Source organism: Flavobacterium poyangense, assembly GCF_011751075.1.
Taxonomy (GTDB): domain Bacteria; phylum Bacteroidota; class Bacteroidia; order Flavobacteriales; family Flavobacteriaceae; genus Flavobacterium; species Flavobacterium poyangense.
This window is the reverse complement of sequence record NZ_JAALLN010000007.1, coordinates 92,982-113,192: the sequence shown is the minus strand read 5'-3', so window position 1 is coordinate 113,192 and position 20,211 is coordinate 92,982. Positions and strand designations below refer to the sequence as shown.

The 20,211-nt window shown below is 35.8% G+C and carries 15 protein-coding genes; 11 read left to right on the top strand and 4 right to left on the bottom strand.

Annotated elements, in window-relative coordinates; all coding sequences use genetic code 11:
- Positions 1–64 precede the first annotated feature (64 nt).
- Both G3A47_RS13255 and G3A47_RS13250 read right to left on the bottom strand, forming a co-directional pair.
- Positions 65–1,114 carry a hypothetical protein gene (locus G3A47_RS13255; protein WP_166923064.1) on the bottom strand — a complete coding sequence of 350 codons (1,050 nt, stop codon included), beginning with the start codon at positions 1,112–1,114 and terminating at the stop codon, positions 65–67.
- A 650-nt stretch (positions 1,115–1,764) separates the two neighbouring features.
- Positions 1,765–2,622 (bottom strand): CvfB family protein, encoded by an 858-nt coding sequence (locus G3A47_RS13250; protein ID WP_166923062.1) that lies wholly within the window; start codon positions 2,620–2,622, stop codon positions 1,765–1,767.
- A 442-nt stretch (positions 2,623–3,064) separates the two neighbouring features.
- Here G3A47_RS13250 and hxpB point away from each other — a divergent pair, with 442 nt between their 5' ends.
- From hxpB to G3A47_RS13235, 3 genes are all read left to right on the top strand, one after another.
- A complete protein-coding gene (gene hxpB / locus G3A47_RS13245) occupies positions 3,065–3,739 on the top strand; it encodes a hexitol phosphatase HxpB (RefSeq protein WP_166923060.1) in 675 nt (224 codons plus the stop codon).
- Positions 3,740–3,939: 200 nt separating this feature from the next.
- Positions 3,940–4,677: a hypothetical protein gene (locus G3A47_RS13240; protein ID WP_166923058.1), complete on the top strand. Its 738-nt coding sequence runs from the start codon at positions 3,940–3,942 to the stop codon at positions 4,675–4,677.
- Positions 4,678–5,117: 440 nt separating this feature from the next.
- Positions 5,118–6,662 (top strand): hypothetical protein, encoded by a 1,545-nt coding sequence (locus G3A47_RS13235; RefSeq protein ID WP_166923056.1) that lies wholly within the window; start codon positions 5,118–5,120, stop codon positions 6,660–6,662.
- A 362-nt stretch (positions 6,663–7,024) separates the two neighbouring features.
- Here G3A47_RS13235 and G3A47_RS13230 read toward each other — a convergent pair whose 3' ends face one another.
- Positions 7,025–8,299, bottom strand: a complete 1,275-nt coding sequence (locus G3A47_RS13230; protein WP_166923054.1) for a histidine phosphatase family protein — start codon at positions 8,297–8,299, stop codon at positions 7,025–7,027.
- A 774-nt stretch (positions 8,300–9,073) separates the two neighbouring features.
- On the opposite strand from G3A47_RS13230, the gene G3A47_RS13225 reads away from it, so the two are divergent.
- The 8 genes from G3A47_RS13225 (at position 9,074) to G3A47_RS13190 (ending at position 18,567) form a co-directional block, all read left to right on the top strand.
- Positions 9,074–9,994 (top strand): phytanoyl-CoA dioxygenase family protein, encoded by a 921-nt coding sequence (locus G3A47_RS13225; RefSeq protein ID WP_166923052.1) that lies wholly within the window; start codon positions 9,074–9,076, stop codon positions 9,992–9,994.
- 662 nt (positions 9,995–10,656) lie between these two features.
- Positions 10,657–13,044, top strand: coding sequence for a TonB-dependent receptor (locus tag G3A47_RS13220; RefSeq protein WP_166923050.1), 2,388 nt, complete (start codon positions 10,657–10,659; stop codon positions 13,042–13,044).
- 30 nt (positions 13,045–13,074) lie between these two features.
- Complete coding sequence (locus tag G3A47_RS13215) at positions 13,075–13,794, top strand: HmuY family protein (RefSeq protein WP_166923048.1); 720 nt, start codon at positions 13,075–13,077, stop codon at positions 13,792–13,794.
- Between the two features lie 6 nt (positions 13,795–13,800).
- Entirely contained in the window at positions 13,801–14,604 is an 804-nt protein-coding gene (locus G3A47_RS13210; RefSeq protein WP_166923046.1) for an HmuY family protein, read from the top strand.
- A 14-nt stretch (positions 14,605–14,618) separates the two neighbouring features.
- Complete coding sequence (locus tag G3A47_RS13205; RefSeq protein WP_166923044.1) at positions 14,619–15,365, top strand: hypothetical protein; 747 nt, start codon at positions 14,619–14,621, stop codon at positions 15,363–15,365.
- Positions 15,366–15,447: 82 nt separating this feature from the next.
- The gene (locus G3A47_RS13200) at positions 15,448–16,116 is read left to right on the top strand and encodes a hypothetical protein (RefSeq protein ID WP_166923042.1); all 669 of its coding nucleotides are present in this window, start codon (positions 15,448–15,450) and stop codon (positions 16,114–16,116) included.
- Positions 16,117–16,349: 233 nt separating this feature from the next.
- A complete protein-coding gene (locus G3A47_RS13195) occupies positions 16,350–17,372 on the top strand; it encodes a hypothetical protein (RefSeq protein ID WP_166923040.1) in 1,023 nt (340 codons plus the stop codon).
- A 535-nt stretch (positions 17,373–17,907) separates the two neighbouring features.
- On the top strand, positions 17,908–18,567 hold the full coding sequence (locus tag G3A47_RS13190) for a glycoside hydrolase family 25 protein (RefSeq protein WP_166923038.1): 660 nt from the start codon (positions 17,908–17,910) through the stop codon (positions 18,565–18,567).
- Between the two features lie 26 nt (positions 18,568–18,593).
- Here G3A47_RS13190 and G3A47_RS13185 read toward each other — a convergent pair whose 3' ends face one another.
- Positions 18,594–19,991: an MATE family efflux transporter gene (locus G3A47_RS13185; protein ID WP_243860455.1), complete on the bottom strand. Its 1,398-nt coding sequence runs from the start codon at positions 19,989–19,991 to the stop codon at positions 18,594–18,596.
- Positions 19,992–20,211: the final 220 nt, after the last annotated feature.

Genomic DNA, 20,211 nt, shown 5'->3' with positions numbered 1-20,211 from the left:
ACAATCATTAATAAGTATGACTTCTTTATGTTACCAAAAAAATAAATCAAATTCCAGGTATTATTTATTTTTTATGCTGTTTGCCTTCTTTTTCAAGAACTTCTATCTTTCTGCTCAATACCTCAATTTTTTTACTCTGATCCGTAATTTTCTTATTTTGATCAATGATATGGAGTAGCAGCTCTTCAACATTCTGTAAAAGACCTTCATTAAAAACATGTATTTTATATCCCTTTTCTTTTACTTCTTTCTCCGAAACTATACCTGGAAGGTGTTTGTTTTCTTTAACATAACTCTCTAAAGCATTTAAATCCATTTTCTTATAATCACCTTCAAAAACAGAATCTTTCCAATAGGGTTTCGGAATGATATTTAAATCTGCTGCCAAAATTTGTTTTTCAACAAAAAGGGAACAATCTTCTTTAAGGTCATTTGATATTTCCGGATGCGATTCTATAACCTTAGAACTTCCAATGTAAGTCATCCCTCCAACTGTTAAAGCGGCTCCGTTTACCGGATTACCTGCATTTATTGCAACCTGCGCCAGGTCATTAGCTCCTCCGTAATCCATGATAAGGTTCTTTGCATTGATCGCTACCGCATCGGTATGATCACCTATCTCTATCTTATTGCCCGTAGTAGAGGTAATATACAATCCGTCTTGATCTCCATTACTTTGTATGTAAGATCTCTTGTCATCTACAAAGAACATTAGATTATGCCCGATATCATTTCTATCATACATGTTTTGTACAGAAATAATCCCATGCATTGATAATGTATAAAGAGGTACATCAAAAATACTATACTTGACAAGACTCATCATTAAATTATTAATTTTGTTACTGGCTCCATTTGCCCACCAACTAAAATTATTCGAGGCTCTAGGTTTAGTAGCGTCACCTAGTATGAAAGCCAAATTGGTATGGGGAAGAGATGTACGGTCAAGTCTAGTGCTCGAAGAAATAAATTGTCTATAAGTCTCACCTCCGTCATGAGTAATACCCTCCTGACTGTAACTCGTCGTTGATAATAAAAATAGTATAATAAAAAAAATGCATTTGAATACTAACTGTTTTTGATCATTTTTTACTAAAGAATTTAAATTTTTCATAATTACTAGTTTTAATTGATTTAACATTTTTATTCTGAAATTTACTCCATGCTCATTCTCCTAAATAGTTCTAAAAATCAGTTTTATCAAAAACTTACTTTATAGTTGAGGATACGGATAGTTGCTGTTTTTTCATTTGCAGTACTATATTTCGATTCGTATTCTAAACGGATGAAGTGTGTCTCATCAAAGAAAATCGGAACTATTCTCTATAAAATTTGTTATCAAATATCAAGGTTGTAATTAATTATCTTCCAATTTGATGTTAAAGGTTAATAACTTAAAAAAATAAGTAAATTTATGTTAAAAACACAAGCAAACAAGGCAAAAGCATATAAGCGTAAGTACGTACTTAATAAGTGGCAAAATACTTGAATCAAAGATACTTATTAGTTTTTTCCTACAAATAAAATATACTTTTGTTGTTACCTGCTCCAATGAATGAAATGATTCATTATCAAACCATTCTTTATGTTCTTTTATTGAGTTTTCACATGAATTGTTTCCTGTTATTGGCGAAAATTAAAGTATCCTTCATACTCTGTACTATCTGCTTTTTCCAGATAACAAAACTTTGTTTCATAAAAAAAACCAAATTCCAATACTGTTATGGAATTTGGTTTTTTTTTGTGAAGCTAACTTAGAGCCGTCTAATTATCCTTTATCAGATAAATTCCGTCTTCTTTGATTTCGATGAGTTTTTCTTTGTATAAAGCTCCGATTGCTTTTTTAAACGTTTTTTTACTCATTTTCAAAACCGTTTTAATATCCTCAGGATGCGAATTATCGTTCAGACGCAAGAATCCGCGATTTGCTCTTAATTCGTCCAATATTTTATCTGCGTTGGGCTCAATGCTCTGATACCCTTGCGCTTGCAAAGCAACATCTATTTTGTTGTCAGGACGAATGTTTTTAATAAAACCACGCATTCTGTCTCCTGTTCTTATGGCGTCATCGTATACTTCATCCTTATACAACAATCCTTTGTGTCTTTCGTTGATAATCACATTGATACCAATTTCAGTAATATGCGAAACGATCAAATCTACTTCCTCTCCTTTTTCAACTGTTAAAGAGTCATTGCTTAAAAACTGATTCGTTTTGCTTGAAGCTACCAAACGATTGGTTTTTTTATCCATATAAAGGTAAACCAAGTATCGTTTCCCTTTTTCCATTGGACGAGCCTGCTCTTTAAACGGAACCAATATGTCTTTTTCCATTCCCCAGTCCATAAAGGCTCCTACTTGATTGATGTAATTCACTCTTAAAAGAGAAAACTCATTCAATAAAATATAAGGCTCTAGTGTAGTGGCGACCGGGCGCTGCTCATGATCTAAATAAACGAAAACAATCAGCTCTTCGCCTATTTCAAATTCATTTGGAACGTATTTATTGGGTAATAATATATCGTGAATTCCTTCAGGGTCTTTTTCGGGATTCCCTAAAAATAAACCTACTTTGGTATCACGTAGTATGGTAAGTGTGTTGTATTTTCCTATTTCAATCATATTCTTGCGGTTCCGGACTCTTAAGTCGCCAGGTTTCTAAGCTGCAAATGTACGAAGTTTGAAAATGGTACGCAGAAAAAATATTTCATAAAAAATAGCGCCTTTTTGGGTGTGTTTTGCGGGACGTATTTGGACACGTATTGGACGGGTTCGCTATTGCGAAGACGCGGATAAAAACGGATTTTTTATTATTGCAGCAGGAATCGCAATATTTTTCTTCTTGTGTGTACGTTTAAAAATGGCAAGACCGAAAGAATTATCCGTAGAAAAATCAGAAATACACATCTATAAATAATTTCACACGAATTGTAACTGAAAAAATAAATTTACAAAGGTTTGAATGCAACTTTATTTCTTTGAGTAATTTAGCAGAATTAAGGTTACGTTATCCACACATCATACAACAGACTATTTTTCGCACTATTAACCAAGTTTCTAAACAATGACGGAAAAACATAAAATAAAGGCAGTGATTTTTGATATGGATGGTGTTTTAATTGATTCTGAGCCTCTTTGGCAAAGAGCTGAATTTGAAGTTTTCTCTTCGTTGGGAGTTACGGTTACAAAAGAAATGGCGATCCTTACAAAAACAATGACCACTGCCGAAGTTGCAAAATTCTGGCACGAAAAATTTCCATGGACAGCTAGTACTCTTGAAGCGACCGAACAACAAGTGGTGGCAAAAGTAACCGAGCTAATCATAAAAGAAGGTTTGGTTATTTCGGGTATAAAAACCTATATTGAAACACTTAAGTCGGAAGGATTTAAGATTGGTTTGGCAACAAATTCTCCGGCAAGCATTATACCTGTTGTACTTGACAAACTCAATATAACACATTTATTTGATTGTGTTTCTTCTTCGGAGGATGAAAAAAATGGAAAACCTGATCCTGCAGTGTACTTAACCACTTCGAAAAAACTAGGCATTGCTCCTGTCAATTGTATTGCTATTGAAGATTCATTTTCCGGAATTAAGGCAGCAAAAAGTGCGGGTATGCTAGCCATAGCTTTTACAAATGACAATAACAACGGAGTTGATACCAGTCTTGCGGATTTTGTTATAGATAACTTTAATACGGAGCTTGAGAAAAAAGAAAAGCTTTATTCTTTTTCTTAGTTCATTTGTTTAGTTATCAAAGCTACAATGCAACGTATAAAAAAGCCTAAAATGTTAATATTTGCTTCTATATCAGCTTATTTTCTTATAATTCTCCGATCAAGTATAAAATTATTATATTTACTTTTTAGCCAACTCAATTGCGTTGCACGAATAATTAAATCCCGCAGCGTTTGGCCGATCAATTATAAGCAGTCAAGATGGAAAATAACACCGTAGCAACAGCACCGATATCTCTGGATACCAATACAATATCGAAAAAACATATAAAAAAAGCAGATTTACTACCTAATCCGCAATCTCAGTTGGATACTCAGGAAATGAAGGAAACCCCTATTGACGATTCCAGCATTCTTTTTAGAGATTTGACGGATGCTGTCAGCAAAAAAGAAAGTATTATCCGATTAATTGACAAGTTAAATGTCGAAACTAATCTCAGATACCAGAAAACAGAAGAAGATACCTATTGTAATGTGTATTCTTATGACTATTGCTATTTTAATAAAGTATACCTCCCAACGGTTTGGTGGACGGCTGAATCTCTCGAAAAATTAAAACAGGGACAGGATGTCGAGGCTATATTTGAAGAAACTGTCGACCGTATTTATTCCAGTGCCCTGCACGATTGGTTTCCGGAATGGGGAATTGATTTTGGCTGGCAAAAAATCGATACTGTCGATGAAATTCAGAACAAAGTAAATACTGAAGGCGGTATTGGAATAATTTGTGCCAAAAGAAGAGAAAAAGGACTTTCGGGGCATATTGTCCCTGTTGTCCCTGAAACCGACCTGCACAAAGCGTATCGTGAAAATGGTGTAGTCGTTTATCCCCTGCAATCACAGGCCGGGAAGTCAAATTACAACTACTTTTCGGAGATTAGAAAAGATTGGTGGAACGATGAATTATACTCCTCCTATGTGCTTTATTATCACCCTTAGCAGAAAAAAATAGACTTCTTTATCTAAACCATCAAAAAATTATTGATTATCAATGAATTAACTGCTTGGAAATATCAAAATAAAAAACTAATTTCGCAGCTCGGAAAAAATAAAAATAGCCAAAGTTGCAACTACGCTATTCATCTGTTTAAATTATTGATATAAAAGCAATTAGTAACGGTAGTAATTTTATAACCTCACTATAAAATTTTACTTTTTATAAGCCTTTCATTCGATACAGCTGTAAAATTTCTAAAACTAAAAAATATAATTCTGTAATTTTAAAAGTAAAGCAATACTTTTTTAATGGATATTACAACTTCTGTTTAATCCGTTAAGACTTCTTGTGCCTGATTTTAAATTGATTTGAGTTTTATTTTGAAGTACCAAACAATGCTTCTAAAAATATAATTAACCATAAAAAAAGACAATTAGTATAAATGAAAGACAATCAGACACAAAAATATTATTGGGGAATAGGATTAGAAAACGAAACCTATATGCAATTTGAAGAATCCCTAATAGTTACTGGTGAATTTATACAAGAAAAGATTGGCTTTGAGAAATACAGTATTGACTATAGAAAATGCTACAAGCCGGAAAGCTTAGCTCCTGTATTAAAAAGGGCTTTTGGTACAACTGAAAACTATAAAGTAAGCCGAATGATCAACAGTCATTCGCTTGAAAAACTGGATAAAAACTATCAGCACAAAACATTATCGGCTGTAAAAGCATTGGCCGGTGCTCCGGAATCGGGTGCTACACCTCCACAACCACTTGCAAACCCCGATTATCTTGGAAAATCGATTATGGAGCTTTTCCTTGAGGCGCAACCCTACAACATTCAAAGTATGATCAGTCAGAGAAACAAAACGATGGGGTCTGTTCATTTTGATGGCGATTCTATAGAATTTGTGACTAAATATTTTGAAAATCGAACCGTAGTTGATTCGTGCAGGGAATTAAAAGCTACTAAAAAGTTATTTATAGATAAAATCAATGAGTCTTCTGTGTTAAACGGAAAGCTAAATTTCCCGGAGTACAACAATGGACTTAATATGTTTATGACCAATCAGGAAAACCTGGTTTTGTTTAATAATGGTACTTATCATTTTCATATTACTTTGCCAACTTTAACAGAAGACAGTAGAATTACAGATTATACAGATTTTGAAAAAACACATGGCAATGCTATTTATTTATTACAATGGTTTGAGCCGTTTTTTATCGCTACCCTTGGCAGTCCGGACATTATGGGCGTAATAAGTGACAAATACGATTTGGACAAAAAGTTTACTTTAGGTTCGATGAGAAATGCGATGTCCCGTTATATTGGTGTTGGAACTTATCATAAAACAATGCCAAAAGGTAAAATTTTAACCTATAACGTTGATAATTTCAGAAAACTGCTAAAGTTTAAAAAAGAAGATAATGTCTGGTGGCGCGATCAGATCGAAGCTGAAATGGAGTATGAAATGCTTTCGGAAATTGGTCTTGATTTTAATCAGGAGAAGATGTACCAAAGTGGTTTTGAATTCAGAAGTTTTGACGAATTTCCTGCGAAATATCTTGATGATGTACTTTTTTCTATTATTCTAATCTGTGAGCATTCTTTAAATCTTCCTGATGTTCAATGGGGTCACGACAGTAAGGCCTGGAACAATTTAGTATACAGAAGCTTAAAGATGGGGTATTTAACCGAAATCAACGAAGATGAAAAGAAGGAGGTTTTAGAGTTATTACAACTATTAAATCCGTCAGACAGTAATTACAATATGCTAAAAGAGGAATTTGAAGCAATCGTACTGTTGGATGAATTTTTCTTTAAAATTCTTACTGTTTTGCATGACAAGTACAAAGACAATAATATTTGTCTGGATGCGATGTACGGACAAAAAACAACGGTTCCGCCAACATGGGACAACTTTAATAAATACCAAACCGAAAGACATTTGCAGCAAATAGGTTCTTTCTGTGATAATTAAAACTTTTTAACCAACGGCCAAATCCAATTATGAATTTGGCCGTTGGTTTTTATTTCCGTGAAATCTAAGCTATATTTATGGCTCTTGCTTTAATCGCAAGGTTTACAGCTTTTTTTTTATAAAGGACGCTGATTTTACTCGCGAAGTCGCAAAATCGCAAAGTTTCTTTTAAAGTTCCGAGTAAGAGCGAAACTGCATGCTAAGACTTTCTATCATTGTAATTTTTATGTTTTCCGAGTATTTTTTCACGCAGATTTAGAGGGTTATGCTGATATTTTTATTTTGTGATCAAACAATCTGATTAATCTGCAAAATCTGCGTGAGGGACTTTGTAGCTCCTTGTGGGGTAATTCAACTGGACCTTAAATGGAAAGCAGTCCTTTATAATACCCTTCTACATCTTTCCAGTGATAATACGGTGCTATATCTGTCTTTATAGTCGGAACCAGGATTTCTTTTTCATTAAGAAAGAATTTTACCAATATGTCATCTGATTTACGCTTTCTAAAAAACATCATTTGTATATTTCCTGACATTGGTGCTATCTTAAAATTATTCCATGCTTCGTAGTACGTATTAGGATCGGACACGCTGTTGTAGCTTCCGTCTAAATGAAGTAACATTGCCAGTGTAATTAAATTACCATCATGGGCAAAACGAAGAGTAGCGCCTTTGCCTTTGGATGCAATCATTGTGTTCGCGCTTTCAATGATATTTTTTAAGGTCGGCTTCTGATTCTCAAACATGATCCCGTTGTTGACTGCGGCATTCGCATCGCTCACGTATTGACGATAATTGGTGGTTTGCCATAAATCAAACAGTTCTTGTTTTTCGAACAAATCATAAAAAGTGAGCTTTGTTTCTATATTCTGCATTCCTCCTGCGATGGCGAATAATTTTTTCATCATGGTAGCGGCATCGATTTTTTTTGACACATAGTCCGCATCTGAGAATAACGACTTTACCAAACGATCAGGGTTCGTGTGTCTATTTTCGAATTCGAGGAACTCTTTTTTCCAGGTATCTTTAGCAGCTTTAAAAGCAGTTGCTTCGGGTGTATTGTAGTTTAGATACCGCTGCCATTTTATACCGGCATTGCGCGTAATCTGTAACTTGGGATTAATTTCTTTTAGTCTTTCACAAAAAGCATCCATACTCAGTACAACACGCACTACTGTTGTGGCGCTAGCTTCTATTTGAGCATCTTTTGCAAAGATTTTTGGGTACTGTTGGTACATACGTTCTGCAATTCCTCTTTGCTCTTTTTGTCCTAGTGGAGCGAGGTCTCCTCCGCGAAATTCAACTTCTTTCCAAAGCAGTTGCAAGCGTTTTAGAACATCGACGCCTAAGCTTGTGAGTGCCTTGTTTTTATTGGCTTCTTCAAATAAATCTAATGCCTCTTTATATTCTGCATCACTTGTCAAATAACGAGAGCCATGACGTCCAAAATGGCTGATATAAAACGCTTGATACCCTTTTGGCAACGCTGTGGGTGCGATAATATTTTGGGCGGGATAAGCATAATGTACTCCGGCAGTTTTCTCCGGACTGTCATATAGCTCTTGTTGGATGGTTTGAGCCAAAATGAGGGAAAGGTTTGTGAACGTAAATAATAAGGACAGTCGGATTTTTTTCATTTCGGTTTTTAGTTATGGCAAAGCAAATATATTCTAAATATCAGAAAATAGCTGCTGATCGTTGGAATATAAACTAACTGGGGGTTTGGACGCTGATGTAACGGATTCACTATCGTGAAAACGCGGATAAACGCGGATTTTTTTATTTTTATGGCCGGATAGTTTGTTTTGTGCTTGTCGTACTAGGCGTATTTTTTTAGCTTAGCGAAAATAGCATTCTACTACCATAATGGTTGTTCCTTAATAAAATGACTTTAAATAGTAAATGGGTACTAAAAAAGAATCCCATTAATCTGTGAGATCTATGGCAAAACGAAAAAAACTGCCACAGATTTCACAGATTAATGAGATTTACTTTGGGTTGGTTATAAAGTTATTTTGGTCTTGGTTTATTCTTATTTTAAAATGAATTGCAAACAGTAAAAGAAAAGTATTTTTCATAGTATTTAATTTATATTTCAAAATTAAGCACTTTAAAAAAAGGAGACTGTCACCTACTTTACATTTGGAATAAGATAGCAATTGAAATTAGAAAAGTTACTTGTTTCTTGTTGATGACAGGTATTGCAGAAGGCTAATTATTCTTGCGACTAAAACAGGTATTTCTACTTTAAACCGAAAACTTTAAAAATGCTATTTTTGAATTCACCGTAAATCTGTTTCAAACCATAGTATTGAAACTATCTCATCATTCTACGGATTATTTATGCGCTGAGAAATTAGTTTTCAAATAAAGCAACTTTAAAACTACAAATCCATAAACTGTTATAAAATATGCCCTGGACTATTCTTGAAAAACTATGGGAGCGCACTCTGAATCCTTCCGGTTCTTCTATTGCAAATAGCACACAAAGCTGGAACAACGAAATTAAAACCTTATATCAATTAGGTATCAGTATGGAAGACACTATACAATTCCTGTACTTTGAAAAACCTGATTTCGAAACATTCAAAAAATGGATCAATGCCAATCAAAAGAAGGAAACTATTGAACTTGAAGAGACTGCAAACAAGGTTCTTTCTGAAGAAGATTTACAATTTTGGAATCAAAATGGCTATGTCATTGTAAAAAATGCGATCTCAAAAAAAGATTGTGAAGAGACACAGCAAGCTATTTGGGAATTCTTAAAAATGGATCCCAACAATAAAGAAACCTGGTACATAAGACATGAAAACCAAAAGGGATTAATGCTTAATTTTTCGGATCACGAAACATTAAACAGGAACCGATTTTCTCCCAGAATTAAAAAGGCATATGAGCAACTTTACAATACAACCAAAATATACAAAACCATTGATAAGGTAAGTTTTAATCCGCCGGAAACGGAAGATTTTACTTTTCTGGGAAGTCCTCTTCATTGGGATACTAATTTAAAGCAACCCATCCCGTTTGGACTTCAGGGGCTACTCTACCTCACCGATTGCGGCCCTGATGATGGTGCTTTTCATTGTGTACCGGGTTTTCATAATAAAATTGATAATTGGCTTGCTGCTCTCAAACCCAACGAAAATCCAAGAGAGAAAGCCACTACGACATTGCAACCTAAACCCATTAGCGCTAACGCAGGCGATTTTATTATATGGAACAATACATTGCCTCACTGCGCTACTGCAAACAAAGGAAAAAGTCCAAGAATGGTACAATATCTTACGTATTTTCCGGATGATTTCACTACTCATGAGGAGTGGATTTAGCTTTTTAATTAGTTCCGATTGCTAGTTAATTACTCTGTTTAATTGCAATCTAAATACAAATAACCTTAGTTTTATTTGAATTGCTTCCGTTTTTACCGGAGGTTATTTCGAAAGGCTCAGAGACTATAGTCTGACTCTAAAAGCTTCGGCTAATGCCTCTTTGTTATTAATCAATTCTTAATCTCCAGTTAAAGCTAGAGGCAATTGATGTAGGTTTATCAAAACTTAAAAAAAAGGTATTCCTTTACTTAAATAAAGAGGGCATCACCATAGCTGGAAAGACGAACTAACTCTTTACAAAACTTCCGGACATCCTGATGGTTTTAGATGTTAATTTCCAAAAAAAAGCAGTTTCGAATCTGAACAATAATCCCAAAACTGTATACTTCTTCACAATTTTTTCCATCGCTTTAGAATTAATTTATGTTAATTTTTTCTTAAAACAAAGCTTCACTATTCATTCTTTGCATTTCACTAAACAATTGATTAGAAATAGTTAAAGCTACTGCAATTCATTGTTTTAATGAAGTAACACATTTAACATTTTGACAGTATTTTATTAAACATGTAAAAAAAAGACTATCAATACTATTTTAATTATTATTTTTACACAGTCTAAATAAAGATAGTAGGCGGGTTATTCTCCTACAATACAAATTGAAATGAAAAACAATACACTTCCAAATTTCATAAAAAAAGCAACTCTAACCGCTTTTGTACTATTGCGTGTAAGTCTGACACAGGCGCAAAATAGAACAGCTATAAGCGGTTTAATTCAGCATAACGGCAATCCTGTTTCAGAAGCTCTTATTGAACTACTACCAACCGGTAAGTCTACTACATCAGACGCTAATGGATCTTTTTCGTTTTCAGAACTAGCCAATGGTGTTTATACTATCAAGATTGCTACTATCGGTTTTAAGGACTATTTTCAACAAATTACAGTAAATGGCCAGCATCTTAAGCCATTACACATCAAAATGGAGACAGCAATTGATTTAAAAGAAGTCAATGTAGTTAGTTCAAAAACAAAAAGCAATCCGGAAAGTTTAATCAATGCAAAATACAGCGCGATGCCGGTAACGGTTATCGACCGCAGAACCATTGAACTTATGGGAAGTCGAAGACTGGACGAAATCTTAAAAGAACAGACCGGAATAGCTATTGTCAACAATATTGGCGGGGGTGCGCGATCAGTGGGGGTGCAAATGCAAGGCTTTGGAAGCGAGTACATTATTGTACTCATTGACGGACAGCCTATGGTCGGTCGTAACAACGGTAATTTTGATCTTTCGCGAATCAGTGTTTCTAATATTGAGCGCATCGAAATCATAAAAGGGGCCTCCTCCAGTCTGTACGGAAGTGAAGCACTAGGCGGCACCATAAACATCATTACCAGAAATGGTGTTGTCGATCCTCAGTTGCAAGCAGGTATCAGCTATGGCAGTCTGAATATTATTGATGCTACTTTGGAAGGAGAAACTCCCTTCCTGAAAAACAAAGCTACCGCAAATATGGCGGCTAATTATTATAGAACCGATGGCTTTAATACCAACTCCAAATACATCAAAGGCACCACTTCTCCGCCCTACGAGAATTACAGTTTACAGGGAAGATCACGTTATGAATTGAATAAAAACAGCTTTCTAAACTTAAGCGGTCGTTATGGACTACGTCGTTCTTATATGCAGAAAGATTTTGGTTTGGGTCATGTATCCGGAGATTATCAGGACGAACAGGATGTCAATCTTTCACTTTCTCTTGATCATCGCTTTAATCCAAGTCTTAAAAGTAATACTCGATATTACCTTACCTATTACACTGCTGATATGAGTGTTGCCTGGCAGCAGAGTAATACTACTGCAAGTCAGGATGTCTTCAAACAGACCTTACATCGCTTTGAACAACAATTTTCATATAGCACTACGAACGCCTATCAAATTGTAGGTGGAATTGGTGGCAGCCTTGAAAACATGAACGATGATGCCTTAACAAATGTAAATGCATTAAACACATTCTTTTCGTATGTTCAGGGAGAATGGACGCCTTTTGCAAAGATAAAAGCTGTTGGTGGTTTGCGATACGATCATACCAATAATTTTGGAGGCAGGATCAATCCAAGTTTTGGTCTACAGTACTATATCACACCCAAAATAACTTTTAAAGCGGGGATTGGTACCGGGTTTAAAGCTCCGGATTTCAAGACCAACTATCTGGTTTTTTATAACTCAACAGGCAACTATCTTGTTATTGGTAACGCTGTTCTGGTCCCAACATTAAAGCAATTGCAGCAGGATGGACAAGTAAGCGAAATCAGACAATACATCCTAAATCAGGCAGCAGGAAATCTACAGGCAGAAAAAAGTACCTCGTACAATACCGGACTGACTATGGAGCTTTCAAAAGGCTTCAAGGCAGAAGGAAATGTATTCTATCATAAAATTACCAATCAAATCAATAGCATACAGGTTGCAACCGGAAGTAATAACCGTATTATTTATACCTATCAAAACTTACCTGAAGCGGTCAATAAAGGATTTGAACTTTCTTTTAAGGCTACTCCAATAAAAAACATGGAAATAAGCGCAGGGTATCAATACTTAATTGCTAAAGATCTCAGCGTAAAGGACAGTATCAGCGCAGGAAAATGGCCTTACAGTCAAAATATACATGATCCGGCAACCGGAAATTCCTATAAACCAAGACCGTCAGACTATTGGGGAATAGAAAACCGTTCTCGTCATATGGCCAATGCAACACTATTTTACAACCATGCTCCATGGAAACTTAATGCCAATATCAGAGTAAATTTTAGAGGTAAATATCCTTTTGGAGATCGCAACGGAAACCAGTTTATAGACAAGTATGACATTTTTGTGAAAGACTACTGGCTCACCAATGCCAGTCTCGAAAAACAATTGCTAAAAGACCATTTACGAATCAGACTCACCGCCGATAATATTTTTGATTATACAGATCCCTTGATGCCGGGACAACCGGGGCGAATCATTTTGGCTGGTATAACCTACCGTTTCTTTAAAGAACAATAAATTAATCCAACAACCTTAAATACAATTATAATGATAACAACTCAAACTATAAAAAAGTGTTCTTTCGCACTTCTAATGGTCTCCATCCTGAGTCTCACCTCCTGCAGCAGCAATGAAGAAAACGCCGCTTCTTCACTTGAAGATGGCAAAAGCATCATAATTACAGACCTTGCCGGAGATACCGGAGCTGCAATGGGTGATGGTACCAAAGGGAAAGAAAACAGAGGCTTTCATGCGTTTCTTTTTCGCTTCAGCGACCAAAAGCAAATCTGGTTACACACTAAAGCAGATTCTTTAAAATTTATGAAAACAAATGACTGGGATATCGCTTTTACAGGACCGTACAATAGCGAAGTCTATATCAATAATGCCAAATACACTTACAATCCCGGTTTTGACGGACCGGCAAAAAATACAGCAGTTGTCTTGATCAACGAAGCCTACCAAAATGTAGATAAAGCACCTGCCGATGCTGATTTTAACAACAGCGACATTACTAAAATAGGATGGGCATCCTCAGCAAGTTCACTTGGCTGGTTCTACTACAGCCTCAGCACTCACATCATGCAGGCGATACCAAATCGTACCTACGCCATCAGACTGCCGGACGGCAAATATGCAAAATTGCAGCTTATAAACGCCTATAAAGGTAATCCTCCTGCCGTGACTGATCTTAACTGGCCTGCCCCCTATTTTACCTTCAAGTACTATGTGCAAAATGACGGTAGCAAAAATTTAAACACAAAATAATAAGTCATGAAAAAAATTGAAATTCCAGTAAAGAAATTCACAAAAAGCATATTAACACTTTTCCTGATCACTTCTTTGTTTGCTGCTTGCTCTTCTGATGAAGCCAAAACAGAAACGCCGGGAAAAGAAACCGGTGGAAATCCGGGAACACCAACCAATAATGCCCTATTTTATAAAGTAACACGTGTAAAAAACTATCAGGGAAGTACTTCAGATTCAAATCCTACCGCTCCTTCGGCAACTTTATATTACAGCCTTGAAGAAAACAAAGCTGTAGACGGGTCTTTTGTAAAAACACGAAAATGGGATTTGGCCTTTGGTGGTCTTTATGCCAGTTTTTTATCCGGAAATAATGGCAGTGATACCAAAAACAACGGGTTTCAGGCAGGTGGTTCCGGCGGAATTACTATAGTAGCAAAACACTTTGATCAAGTCGTTGATATACCAGCAGACAGTCAGTTTAAGACCGGTGTCGACCTTATTGGTACAGATGATTCGGGTGCATTTGGCAACGGGATTGGTTGGTATCTGTATGATTTTGGTGGTGATGTTTTAGGTAAAAATGATCCGAAAAAGGCGCATGTAGCTTATGCACTTGGAGAATCGCTTACGACGACTAAAGGAACTGTCATCCCTGCAAGAACCGTGATCCTTAAAACTGCAAATGGTAATTATGCTAAAGTTAAAATGATCTCGGTGTATAAAGATGTCTACAATCCGGCTGACTGGTTTAAAGATACTCCTCATATGTACTATACGTTTGACTATGTCTTAGTACCAGCGGGAAGCACCAAATTTGAAATTAAATAAGCAATAAAAACACTATGAAAACCAAAATTACCCCATTTAAGAAAATTTTATTTTTAAAGTCTTTTGCCTTGCTCGTACTACTAACTGCCTGCAACAGTGAAGAAGAGCGTTGGACCGATGTTAAAGGAGAAACTAAAACCGAGATTATTACCGATCTTGACGCCAGACGAATTGTGTCTTTTCGTGTTACCAATCCTGGCGAAGCCCAAGCCATACATAGTGCAGTAAATAATCTTGAAAAAACCATTACAGTATACCTCCCGGCCTATTATGAATATCAATATTTGGAAGCAGCAATAACACTCCCGGAAAAAACAACTATTTCACCGGCTGCCACTGAGTTAATTCCTGTTTTTAGTAAAGCTCCTACCACCTATACTACAAAAGCAGCAGATGGTTCAACTGCAGTATATACGGTCAAAATTATTGTCCAACAACCTAAACTTATCATAGAAGAAGTGTCTGATGGTTCGCCTGATTTTACAATCAACACTAATGCTTCAGTACTTATCAATGGAGAAAATTTCCTCCCGTCGTATCAGGTAACAAAACTATTTGTAGTGGATGCCCAAGGAAACAAAAAATGGCAAATGAAACAATATAATGACGGACTGGATATTGGAAGTTATTATGCGAATTACGTTTTCATCGATAACATCAACAATTTGCCAACACTTCAGCCCGATACCGATTACTGGTTTATGATGGAAAGTTATCAAATGTCAAAAACAATGAAACTTCCGTTCAGGATAACCAATTAAAACTTTTTAAAACAAAAAATGCCTGTCCTTACTGCAAGTGGTGCTAAAAAGAGCCAAATAACCCTATTTAAATTTAAATATTATGAAAAAAATAATCTTTTCACTTATAGCATTGGCTGCTATTTCACTTACATCTTGTAGCTCTGACGAACAAACTGCCGAAATACAATCGCAAGCAAATACAAAGAAACAAACTACTAGTAAAACGTCTAAAATTGCTGCCCTTTGCACGGTTACTAACGCAAGTGTTACCGTTAACAGAACTGCAGCGCCTTCCTCAACTTATACTAACTGGACTCCTGTTGCCGCTACAATCGGTGGAGTGAATGTGCAATGGGAAGGTATCTATGGTGGTTCTATACGCCCTGTAGGTAACACAGGTAAATGGTACGTAGGTACAGTAGCTTTAAACCAAACTTGTGCTAACTGGGATACCTGGAACGCTAATATTTCGGTTAAAAATGTTTCGACAAATGTGGGTACTTCTCCGGCTGATCCATACAATGTATTAGGATACAACGGAACTATTTCAGGATTTAACTATGGATTAGGGTATTACTCTTATAATATCATCACTCATGTTATGACACCTTCAAGAGCAATTGTAATCTGGAAAACAAATTCAGGAACTAATTCACAATCTGTTACAAGCCCATCTACAGCAACAGAAGCTTATTTGGTTAAAGTAACTGGAATTACTCCGGGATCTTCAAATAGTGTAGTAAATTATAACTGGACACAAGTAAAATAATTAATAACAATGTAAAAAACATGGGCTCCTAGAATAGGTAATGAAAACCGCAATAAAAGCTGACCTGCGATCCATTGCGTTCTTTATCTAAATTATTCACCCATGGCTAAAAAACGGTTCCATTACGTTACCGCAAGCATTGTAAGTACAGGCATTTAAAAAAATAAATACAGTCTTAACAATACGCTGTAAAATTACTAAAATAATTTACAAATTAAATATACAATACCATCATGAGTAAAAGAAACACTGTCGATTTCCTTCTGCGTAGGACTGCGGCACTTTTTTCAGTACTATTATTTCTCTCTTGTGACACCGAATATGTTGATAAGGTAAACAACATCCCCGGCGATGTCATAAAGGTTCCGGGATATAACCAAATTGAGTCTTTTATCATAAAAGATGCAGAAAACAACCCTGTAAGTGCTGCTATAACAGAAAGTAGTATCGTAATTACCTGGAGCAATCATATGGTACTTCCGGAAACGATTAAACCTGAAATTATCCTTGGTCAGGAAGCTGTAATTGCTCCCGCATCGGGTGCAGAAATCCCTTTCAAAGACGGTGCTGTCTTTACGGTGACCTCTAAAGCAGGAACAAAAAAACAGTATACGCTTAAAATAGATCTAAGACAAAAACAACCCCGACCATGGACTATAAGCAGCGGAGAAGTTTTATACAAAGGAGATTTGCAACAACGCACTAATAATGGCTTTCAGGATAACATAGACAATTTATGGCTGAGCTTAAAAGACACTAAAGTTTATTTTGTTTCTGCTACTAACCAGACAGAATATGTTGCAGAAACCGTATATGTTGGCAAAGGAACAGGTACTGCACCCTATCTCAATTACGGAGTATATTATTTTCTACCTGAGAATATGCCTTTAGGATTTTATGAGTTAAGAATAAAAAATGGAGCTTATATTCTGCAAAACGCTAGTGTTGAGAACAGATTTAAAGTTGAAATTGCCGAACCCGAATACTTTAAAACCGAAAGATATGGTTTTCCCGCCACAAAAAAAACCGGGGAAACTTTAGAAATCAGAGGAGGACTTTTAAATACCATAACTGCTGCAACGCTTTATAATACTGCTAATTCCGCTGTAACCTATCCATTAGAAATTGTAAGCCTTACTTCTTACAAAGTAGTCTTAAAGATTCCCGCCAATGTACCTGCCGGTTCTTACAATAGAATACGTTATACGACAGGAGAAGATAATTTAGACATCTACAGTCCTGTAACCATTAACTAAACGTCCACAAAATATTTGATAAAATCCTTTAGTCTGTAGAATGGCTAAAGGATTTTTTATTTTTAATTCTGGTGAAGTCCCATTATCACGCAGAAATGCAAAATTTTAAGCGGTAATCTTGTCATTTCGAGGTACGAGAAATCACACTCGAGAATCCGTGCAGTATGTTGCTAATCTTTGTCGAGTTACTGGTGTGACTCCTCCTTCGTCGGAGTGACAACAAAATGGGTGTAATTCCTCATTCGGAATGACAGTACTGGGCCTATAGCTTATGGCTAAGAGTTTTTTTGTCCTTTTGAACCTAGCTTCGTTTTTAAGGTTTCTTTTGCTTAAATAAAACCTAAAACAACCCTCTAGAATACCATTTTGCTCTCCCTATTCTGCTTTTTAAACTTTACTATTTATAAGCAATTTAAGCACCTTTTTACTAATTATAAATTAAGTTCTAACGCTTATGAATCTTCTTTATTAATTCATACTCAATAGTAATTATTTTGTAAAAAGCATCAACAACTTCAAGGAAGAGCCTTTTATCATGAGTACAACAGAAACCATAAACAGTAACTTCACCGTATACGGTATTGATATTTCGAGATATCAAGGTAATGAAATCCGTTTTCTCAATAAACAAACCAACGAACTCAGCTTTGTCATCTGTAAAGCAACAGAAGGAATAACGTATGCTGACCCCAATTTTAAAAGCAATTGGAGTGCCATTCGATCAAAAGGTTATGTGCGTGGGGCTTATCATTTTTATCATTGCAATGACGATCCTGTAGAGCAAGCCGCTAATTATCTGGAAGTAACAGGTTTAATTTCAGATACTGACTTACCTCCTATTGTGGATTTTGAAGGAGTAAGTATTGATCCGGGAATTAACGCAGCAGATATTCAGCCTAACTTACTACAATTCTTAACGTTATTGCAGCAAAAAACGGGTAGGAAACCCATTTTATACACCACTAACAATACCGCAAATAAGTACCTGACGAATCCTGAATTTGCCAATTTCTATTTATGGATAGCCGATTATAGTGAAACCTTGACATTGCCAACAATTTGGGAATCAAAAGGCTGGACTTTATGGCAAAAAACAAGCGGTTATAAATTATACAATCAGTTAAATGATTATGATGTTTTTAATGGGGATGCTAATGCTTTTTCAGAATTTATCCTCTCCAGCAAAACCGGTTAAACGTATCGTTTTTAATTTAAAGAAAACTACAGTTCTACCGTTTTCCATTTCCCGGTTCTAAAAACAAGGACACTGCTGGTCGCCAACACAATCTCTGAGATCAAAATAGCAATAAATATTCCTTTTGGCCCCCATTCGTAATAAGTGCCCAGCAAATAAGATAATGGAAGCTGAATCATATAAAACATAAGAATATAAAGCAGAGTTACCGTATTAACGCTACCCGCTGCATTTAAAGCACGGGAAATTACCATCGTATAACCAAAGAAAAAGTAAGCAATAGCCATGTATTGCAGATAGGTACTCGCGTAAGAAAGAATTTCTGCATCATGCGTAAAAAAACCTGCCAGTACTTTGGCATAAAACAATAAGAAAATAGCAATCAGTCCGAGGAAACACATGTTAAAGGTTCCCGTTTTCCATACTGAGGCTTCTGCCCTTTCCGGTTGTTTTGCTCCAAGGTTTTGACCTGTTAACACTCCCGCGGCATTAGCAATACCATAAGCCGGTAAAACACTAAACATAATGATGCGATTGGCAATGATATAACCTGCCAGTACATTTTCGCCGAGTTTTGCTACAATAACAATCATTAAAAAACGGCTTGAAGAAGGTACCAGATTCTGAATCATCCCGGCAGTTGCGAGTTTTAGAATACGCTTCATCAACGCAGGAACCATAATAAGTTGTCGTTTTCCTATACTGATTGTGGTATTGTTTCTAAAAAGATACCACAATTGATAAGCTACACTAAAGGCATTAGCAATTACCATAGCCACCGCAGCTCCAAGTAAACCCAGTTTAGGAAATGGTCCTAATCCGAAAATCAATACGGCACACAATAAACCATTCAAAATGTTTGAAAATGCAAGCGTTCTCATAGCCATAGAAGCATCACCTGATCCTCTGAAAACCCCGTTAATCAAGATACGCATAATCATAAAGATTAATCCTGCAAACATGGTTTTAGAAAAAGCATTTCCATAGTTAACCAAATGTTCCGATCCGCCGGCAAAACGCATAATCTCCTGATTGAAAATTACGGCTAAAAAACTACAAATAACCGAAAGAAAAATCCCAAGATAGATAACCTGCATCGCTGTCTGTCCTGCTCTTCGGGGCTTCTTTTCTCCTACTCTTCTTGAAATCATTGCAGTTGCTGCAATACTCAACCCCATCGCCACAGATTGAATAAGAATCACTACAGAATTGGTAATTCCAACCACAGTAATGGCATTTTCGCCAAGGCTGCTTACGAAAAGAAGATCTACTAAAACAAATAGAGATTCCATACTAAGCTCTAACATAGTAGGTACTGATAATAGAAAGGTAGCTCTATTGACACTTCCTGAAGTAAAGTTCTTTTCAGTTCCTTGCAATGCAATCCTGAATAAAGAAGCTATTGAACGTATTTTTACTAACACAATTATGGGTTTAAAAGAGAAATATTAATTTTTTTTGTTGGTTGAAACTGTCTATGGCATTTGAAGTGCCAAAACGAGATCATCCTATCTTTTTTTAAAGGCAAGAATCTTTTTTGCACAGGAAGTTATGAAATACAAGTTTTTCTTGAAATAAATAGACCTAATTCCTTTATTTTTATACTTATACAATATAATTCCAAGTTTTTAAGATACTTTAAAA

Bases quoted from the DNA above. Each gene is read 5' to 3' on its own strand.
- G3A47_RS13255 (WP_166923064.1), bottom strand. From the start codon at position 1,114: ATGAAAAATTTAAATTCTTTAGTAAAAAATGATCAAAAACAGTTAGTA.
- G3A47_RS13250 (WP_166923062.1), bottom strand. From the start codon at position 2,622: ATGATTGAAATAGGAAAATACAACACACTTACCATACTACGTGATACC.
- hxpB (WP_166923060.1), top strand. From the start codon at position 3,065: ATGACGGAAAAACATAAAATAAAGGCAGTGATTTTTGATATGGATGGT.
- G3A47_RS13240 (WP_166923058.1), top strand. From the start codon at position 3,940: ATGGAAAATAACACCGTAGCAACAGCACCGATATCTCTGGATACCAAT.
- G3A47_RS13235 (WP_166923056.1), top strand. From the start codon at position 5,118: ATGAAAGACAATCAGACACAAAAATATTATTGGGGAATAGGATTAGAA.
- G3A47_RS13230 (WP_166923054.1), bottom strand. From the start codon at position 8,299: ATGAAAAAAATCCGACTGTCCTTATTATTTACGTTCACAAACCTTTCC.
- G3A47_RS13225 (WP_166923052.1), top strand. From the start codon at position 9,074: ATGCCCTGGACTATTCTTGAAAAACTATGGGAGCGCACTCTGAATCCT.
- G3A47_RS13220 (WP_166923050.1), top strand. From the start codon at position 10,657: ATGAAAAACAATACACTTCCAAATTTCATAAAAAAAGCAACTCTAACC.
- G3A47_RS13215 (WP_166923048.1), top strand. From the start codon at position 13,075: ATGATAACAACTCAAACTATAAAAAAGTGTTCTTTCGCACTTCTAATG.
- G3A47_RS13210 (WP_166923046.1), top strand. From the start codon at position 13,801: ATGAAAAAAATTGAAATTCCAGTAAAGAAATTCACAAAAAGCATATTA.
- G3A47_RS13205 (WP_166923044.1), top strand. From the start codon at position 14,619: ATGAAAACCAAAATTACCCCATTTAAGAAAATTTTATTTTTAAAGTCT.
- G3A47_RS13200 (WP_166923042.1), top strand. From the start codon at position 15,448: ATGAAAAAAATAATCTTTTCACTTATAGCATTGGCTGCTATTTCACTT.
- G3A47_RS13195 (WP_166923040.1), top strand. From the start codon at position 16,350: ATGAGTAAAAGAAACACTGTCGATTTCCTTCTGCGTAGGACTGCGGCA.
- G3A47_RS13190 (WP_166923038.1), top strand. From the start codon at position 17,908: ATGAGTACAACAGAAACCATAAACAGTAACTTCACCGTATACGGTATT.